Source organism: Streptomyces phaeochromogenes (assembly GCF_001418655.1).
Lineage (GTDB): Bacteria > Actinomycetota > Actinomycetes > Streptomycetales > Streptomycetaceae > Streptomyces > Streptomyces phaeochromogenes.
In genome coordinates, this window is sequence record NZ_LIQZ01000386.1 from 1,147 (window position 1) to 7,265 (window position 6,119).

The window sequence follows — 6,119 nt, forward strand, 5'->3', positions numbered from 1 at the left end:
CCGCCTCCGGCACCGCGAACACCCGGTGGAGCGGGGCCAGGGGGCGGTGCGGGAGCGCGCTGTCGCGGATGAGGCGGACCGGGGCGTAGGACCAGCCGGTGTCCTCATCCCAGTGGAACTGGACGCTTCCCGGGCCGGCGGTACGGCTGACGTCCCAGCTCAGGTCCATGGACATGGTGTCGCCGTGCGCGCGGCCGGCCCGGTCCAGGCAGACCGCGCCCGGCGGAATCCCACGGCCGGTGAGCGCCTGGTCGACGGTTTTCCGCGGTGGTTGCTCGCTCAGTGGTCGGAGTAGCTGAAGTCACCCATGGTCCAGGCGCTGACGTCGGCGATTGCTACGCGGTACATCCCGCCCGTCTCCGGGATTCCGACCGTGCCCTGCAGGATGCGGGCCACATGGAAGTGCAGATGCGTGGGAGGTGCGTTCTCCTTCGCGGGGGTGTTGAAGACGGCGGAGAACTCGCCCAGGCGGGCGGAGTCCGTCAGCACGTCCGACACCCTCTGCCTCCACACCGCTTCAGGGGCCAGTCGGCCGGTGATGACGGCACCACCGGTGACCACGGTCAGGGACATCTGGTTGCTCTGCCCGGACTCCACCAGGGTGGCGACGTCTACGAGCAGCTCGTCAGGCTTGAACATGGGAGGGATTATATTTGCTGGCCACCCGGCCCTTGACGCGTGGTGACGGCAGGCACGGCGGGTGCCGACCGTCACTCGCGAAGCCCCGGAGGGTGACCGGGATGGCGCGCGCGAGGCGCTCAACCGTGGCCAAGGGAAGCCGGTCCCCCGCGGGTCACGCAAGAAGTCAACGACGGCGAGGGCATCCCGTCGTCTGCACTCGCGGCCTACCGCTGATGCTCGCCCCGGTCGGCCCAGGTGACGGTGCTGCGGGATAGCTTGCTCTGTCAGCACCGCACACGGCTATAAAGCGGATCCGCTATGTGGTGAACGCATTCCAGAGAACAACCCTTCAAACGCAACCGTTGCGGAAAAGCAGGCCGCGACGGTGAGCACGGGGTACGCGAGCGACCTCTCGGAATGCTGTCCGAGTGTCGTCTTCTAGCATGCCTCCATGATCACCGGTGATGCCCACGAGGGAGGACGAGAAGCCGTGTCCCGGGACGCTGCTGAAGCCGAATGCATCTACGTCGCCTCACGGCGGCGGGAGGGTCGTGAAGACGGGCCGCCCGCCGGATCACGCGACGACCAAACGACAGGGAACGCTCATCCGGTGGCCGCGCTGGTGGAGCGGGCAACCGACCTGGTCGAACCGATCAAGCCGCAGCTGCGCGGTTGGCTTCATGCGGGAATGGTCCCCGCCTCGCTGATCGCCGGCATCGTGCTCATCTGCCTGGCCCGCACCCCGCAGGCAGTCGTGGCCTGCGCCGTGTACTCGGTCACCGCCTGGATGCTGTTCGCAACGAGTGCCATCTACCACCGTGGCACCTGGGGGCCGCTCGGCGAGGCTCTCCTGCGGCGTCTCGACCACGCCAACATCTTCCTCATCATCGCCGGCACCTGCACCCCCCTGGCCGTGCTTTTGCTCCCGCCGGGCCAGCGGTCCGTACTGCTGTGGATCGTGTGGGCGGGCGCACTGGCCGGCATCGCGTTCCGGGTCCTGTGGGTCGGAGCTCCGCGCTGGCTGTACACCCCGTGCTACCTGGCCCTGGGATGGGCACCAGTGCGCTACCTGCCCGACTTCCTGCACGCTGGCGGCGCGGCCGTGCTCACCCTGATCGTGGTCGGCGGCCTGCTCTACAGCGCGGGCGCGGTTGTCTACGCCCTCAAGCGCCCTGACCCCTCACCCCAGTGGTTCGGCTTTCACGAGGTGTTCCACGCCCTGACCGTGGCAGCCTTCACGGCGCACTACATCGCCATCTCCCTGGTCACCTACTGACCGCGACAACGTTCGGGCCCGCGTCGCAACGCCTGGTGGTGCACGACAGTGCGGAGGGGTCCTGACACCAACGGTGCCAGGACCCCTCCTCGCGTGCAGTGAGTGAGGCGCAAGGGCCGCGGCCGACTCGTACGGCCGTCTCGACGACGACTACCCCCTACTTCGCCACGGGCCGGATTGGGCCTGGTCCCACTCCGCGCCGTACTCGCCGATGGGCGTACGCCAGGACCGCACCAGGCTCTCCGCCATCTCTGCTACCGCCTCCGGCACCGCGAACACCCGGTGAAGCGGGGCCAGCGGGCGGTGCGGGAGCGCGCTGTCGCGGACGAGGCGGACCAGGGTGTACGACCAGCCGGTGTCCTCACCCCAGTGCAACCGGACGCCTCCCGGGCCAGCGGTGCGGCTGACGTCCCAGACCAGGTCCATGAACATGGTGTCGCCGTCCGCGCGGCCGGCACGGTCCAGGCAGACCGCGCCCGGCAGGATCCCCCGGCCGGTGAGCGCCTGGTCGACGGCCTGGAGGTAGGGCCAGTGCGGCAGCCCTTGAGCACAGCCCGGCCAGCCGGGCGGATCAAGCAGCACCCCTCTCACCTCCGCCTGCGGGCCGGAAGCCTGGTCATGAGGCGCGCAGGAACGTGGCGGCCGGGCCGATCGCACCGGCCTCGAACATGATGCCGGTAGCCGCGACATTCTTGGGGCGGGGAGCTGGCTCAGGCCGCGGTCGTTGGTTTGGCCGATTCGGCGGCGCGGCGGTATGCGGCATTGATGCGCTGGGCTTCCTCGAGCTGGTCTTCGAGGATGACGATGCGGCAGGCGGCCTCGATCGGGGTGCCCTGGTCCACGAGTTCCCGGGCGCGGGCAGCGATGCGCAACTGGTAGCGGGAGTAGCGGCGGTGTCCGCCCTCCGAGCGCAGCGGGGTGATCAGGCGGGCTTCGCCGACGGCGCGCAGGAAACCCTGGGTGGTGCCGAGCATCTCGGCGGCCCGGCCCATGGTGTAGGCGGGGTAGTCGTCGTCATCGAGCCGGTTGAACGAGTCGTCTGCTGTCATCGCACCTCTCTGCGGAACGCGTGGAGGGGCCTTGGTGCCGTATGGCACCAAGGCCCCGAAGGAACTGCTACACCATCTGCCGGCCCTGGTACTGCACCGGCCTTCTGTGTCCGCACACCCACCCGAGAGAGGACGGGGAATGCGGGGATCGCAACTGCTTGACCGAAGACCACCTCACTATCGATGTCCTGCGGTACCCGGGCCCAGTCATTCCGCCCGGGCGATCCTGATGGCGCTCGGCTCCTCCGTTCTTCCCTCAGTGATCAACTACTTGCCAAACAGGGGACTGCATACTGCTGTACTGCGTACTGCTGGTGATGCGAACTGCTCAGCGGCCTGTGACAGCGCCACTCTTCGGCAGCCAGCCCCGTCGCCCGTCCTGCATCTGCTCTGGCTTAGAACCCCACTGCCGAACCTCCCGGCACGCGCGCCCGCAGCCGACGCCTTCACCGAGGTGCTGCTCACTGACTTCACTGCTGGGTACCGCGAACTGCACTTACCGATACTGCTACTGCGGTCCTGCTCACGGCGGCCCCTGATCACTGTGGGCCACCCGGTCCGGTTGTCAGTTCCGTCGCCGTCCTGCAACAACCTGGCTTCGGAACTCCACCACCGCACCGTCCTGCGGTACTGCAACTGCGTACTACTGCCCGGCAGTTCATGTCTGCCGGGCCCTGCTCGATCTCGGCTACAAGAGAAACCATAACCACACCACCACCCAATGTCTACTCCGGCCAACATAGATTTCCGTGCGCTCGGCAGCGAGATAATCGACCTCGAACAGCCACGGGGCCTTCGTAGGCAGCCAGGCATGGCCGGGCCGACCACAGGCTTGTCGCCCGCAACACCTTCGAGTACCACCGCGAGCAGACGGCTGCGGGCGTCTCCGACTAACGGACCGACTGCCGGAACACCTCGATCGCGGCGCGCACCTCGCGGGCCTGGCCCCACTCCGCGCTCACCGGTGGGCGTACGCATACCCGTGGCACCCGTGGCACCCGATTCACTCGACCGCACACGCCAGCACGTCGGTATGGGCGGCCGAGAGGCGGCTGCGGTCACCTCGCGGGCCCGGGGCGGCGGGTGGACAGCGACGCGGCGGTCGTTGCACCTGCCCCGGGCACGCGCCTCGCCGTCTACGCGGCGGGGGTGAGTTCGGCGCGGCCGAACAGCAGGGCGTAGCCAGTTGGGAGCTGGCGCAGGATGCGGGTGACGAGGTCGGGGCTTGCGTAGGTAGCGAGGGCGGAGAAGACGGATCCGGTGTCCCAGCGAGTGGTAGCCAGGGAGGCGCCGGTCCGGGCGGCGAGGTCCTTGACGAAGGCCCAGCCGGTGAGGGGCTGGGTGTCGGGGATCTGCGCGGTGAGAACGCGGGCGGCCTCCAAGGGCAGACGGGCGGCGAGATCGACGCGTTCGTCGCCGGTCAGCTGGCGTCCCAGCCCCGCGAGGACCAGGCGGACGGCTTCGTCGGCCCGCTCGCGGGTGGGGTAGGCGCCTTCGTAGCGGACCTTCTCCAACATCTGCTCATACGCCGTTCCGTACGGCTGCTGGTGCTCAAGCGGTACGCGCGCGTCGGAGATCACTGCGGTGCATGCCTTTCGTGGAGTGGGATGGTGCCGGGGTGGGCATCACCCGTCATGGTCAGGTGGGCTGGGGGCGGCCGAAGAGGAGGTCGTAGCCGGCGGGAAGCTGGAGCAGGATCTGCTCCAGCAGGTCCACGTCGGCTGCGTCGGCGACGGTGGACAGCACGGCGCTGACGTCCCAGGCCGCGGTCTGCTCGGTGGCGCCCTCGATCCAGGCGGCAGCCGCCCGGACGAACTGCTCCGGGAGGAGCGGTTCCGCGCTCTGCAGCGGGTTGAGGAGGATCAGGGCGTAGCCCTCTGGCAGGCGCGCCGCGAGATGGGCGCGGACGTCGCCGACCAGATGCGCGCCGAGGAGCGCGAGCACCACGCGGGCCGCGCGCTCGGCTTCCTCCGCAGTTCCGTACTCGCCGCGTTCCTTCACGTGATCGAGGAACACTTCGCGCCGCAGAGTCATCTCGGCCGCCACCTCTTACTCTTCGGAATGCCCACGGGGTGCGGAGGGCGGAGTGGAGGGGGAGATCAGGTGCCCGTCCTCCGCACCCGTCCGGCCGGTGTCAGCCGGAGATCTCGTTGCGGCCGGAGCCGACGCCGATGGAGATCTTGCGGGGCTTGGCGCGCTCGGCGATCGGGATGCGCAGGGTGAGCACGCCCGCGTCGTAGTCGGCCTTGATGTTCTCGGTGTCGAGAGTGTCGGCGAGCACGATCTGGCGGGAGAAGACGCCCAGCGGTCGCTCCGACAGCTCCATCTGCACGTCATCGGCCTTCGCCGCCGGCCGGCGCTCGGCCTTGACGGTGAGCATGTTCCGCTCGACGTCGATGTCGAGCGCGTCGGCGCTGACGCCGGGAAGGTCGAAGGCCACCACGTACTCGTCGCCCTCGCGGTAGGCGTCCATCGGCATCGCCGACGGGCGGGACCAGGTGCCCGGGCCCATCAGCTGCTGCGCCAGCCGGTCCAGCTCACGGAAGGGATCAGTGCGCATCAACATCGTGAAAACACCTCCAGCAGGTTCAGGCAGTTGCTGCCAATGCGCCTCACTGACTCCGTTGTAACATGTCATCCAATGGATGACAAACACGGTGTCGTCCATGTGATGACAAGTCGAGGGAGGTGCCCGTGACCACATCCAACCAACCGGCCACGACCAGCACGAACGCCCACAACCCGGCGTCGTTCCTCGCCGCCGCAGCGGCCCTCCACGCCATAGACGACGCCCTGCACAACGCCCAGCAAGACTCTCCGGACACCCCTGACGCTTCCGGTCCCCGGCCGGAGCAGGCACTGGCCTCCCTGATGCTGCTGCGCCAGGTACGCGAGCAGCTCGCCGGATGGGAGACCGGCCTGATCGAAACCGCACGCGACGCGGGCGCCAGCTGGGCCGACCTCGCCCATCCCCTCGGCGTCGCCAGCCGCCAGGCCGCCGAACGCCGCTATCTGCGCGGCCGCCCCGGCCCCGCCGGGACCACCGGCGAGCAACGCGTGACAGCCACCCGCCAGGCCCGGGCCGCCGACCGCACCACAACCACCTGGGCCCGTACCAACGCCGCCGACCTACGTCGCCTCGCCGGACAGATCACCGCCCTCACCGACCTCCC

8 protein-coding genes are annotated in these 6,119 nt (G+C 69.1%); 2 read left to right on the plus strand and 6 right to left on the minus strand.

The features are described 5' to 3' along the window. Positions 1 to 279: 279 nt before the first annotated feature. Positions 280 to 639, minus strand: coding sequence for a hypothetical protein (locus tag AOK17_RS39420; protein ID WP_055617431.1), 360 nt, complete (start codon positions 637 to 639; stop codon positions 280 to 282). A 604-nt stretch (positions 640 to 1,243) separates the two neighbouring features. Between AOK17_RS39420 and trhA the strand changes: the two genes are divergently transcribed. Further along, complete coding sequence (gene trhA / locus AOK17_RS39425) at positions 1,244 to 1,897, plus strand: PAQR family membrane homeostasis protein TrhA (RefSeq protein WP_055617437.1); 654 nt, start codon at positions 1,244 to 1,246, stop codon at positions 1,895 to 1,897. A 150-nt stretch (positions 1,898 to 2,047) separates the two neighbouring features. On the opposite strand, the gene AOK17_RS39430 is transcribed toward trhA, so the two are convergent. The 5 genes from AOK17_RS39430 to AOK17_RS39450 form a co-directional block, all read right to left on the minus strand. Beyond that, positions 2,048 to 2,479, minus strand: a complete 432-nt coding sequence (locus AOK17_RS39430) for a DUF6292 family protein (protein ID WP_055617432.1) — start codon at positions 2,477 to 2,479, stop codon at positions 2,048 to 2,050. Positions 2,480 to 2,607: 128 nt separating this feature from the next. Then, on the minus strand, positions 2,608 to 2,946 hold the full coding sequence (locus tag AOK17_RS39435; RefSeq protein WP_055617433.1) for a MerR family transcriptional regulator: 339 nt from the start codon (positions 2,944 to 2,946) through the stop codon (positions 2,608 to 2,610). A 1,136-nt stretch (positions 2,947 to 4,082) separates the two neighbouring features. After that, positions 4,083 to 4,526, minus strand: coding sequence for a DUF2267 domain-containing protein (locus tag AOK17_RS39440; RefSeq protein WP_055617434.1), 444 nt, complete (start codon positions 4,524 to 4,526; stop codon positions 4,083 to 4,085). A 58-nt stretch (positions 4,527 to 4,584) separates the two neighbouring features. Continuing rightward, entirely contained in the window at positions 4,585 to 4,980 is a 396-nt protein-coding gene (locus tag AOK17_RS39445) for a DUF2267 domain-containing protein (RefSeq protein ID WP_055617438.1), read from the minus strand. Between the two features lie 100 nt (positions 4,981 to 5,080). After that, on the minus strand, positions 5,081 to 5,512 hold the full coding sequence (locus AOK17_RS39450) for an Hsp20/alpha crystallin family protein (protein WP_055617435.1): 432 nt from the start codon (positions 5,510 to 5,512) through the stop codon (positions 5,081 to 5,083). Positions 5,513 to 5,640: 128 nt separating this feature from the next. On the opposite strand from AOK17_RS39450, the gene AOK17_RS51025 reads away from it, so the two are divergent. Further along, a partial coding sequence (locus AOK17_RS51025; protein WP_055617436.1) for a hypothetical protein occupies positions 5,641 to 6,119 on the plus strand: 479 nt, incomplete at its 3' end.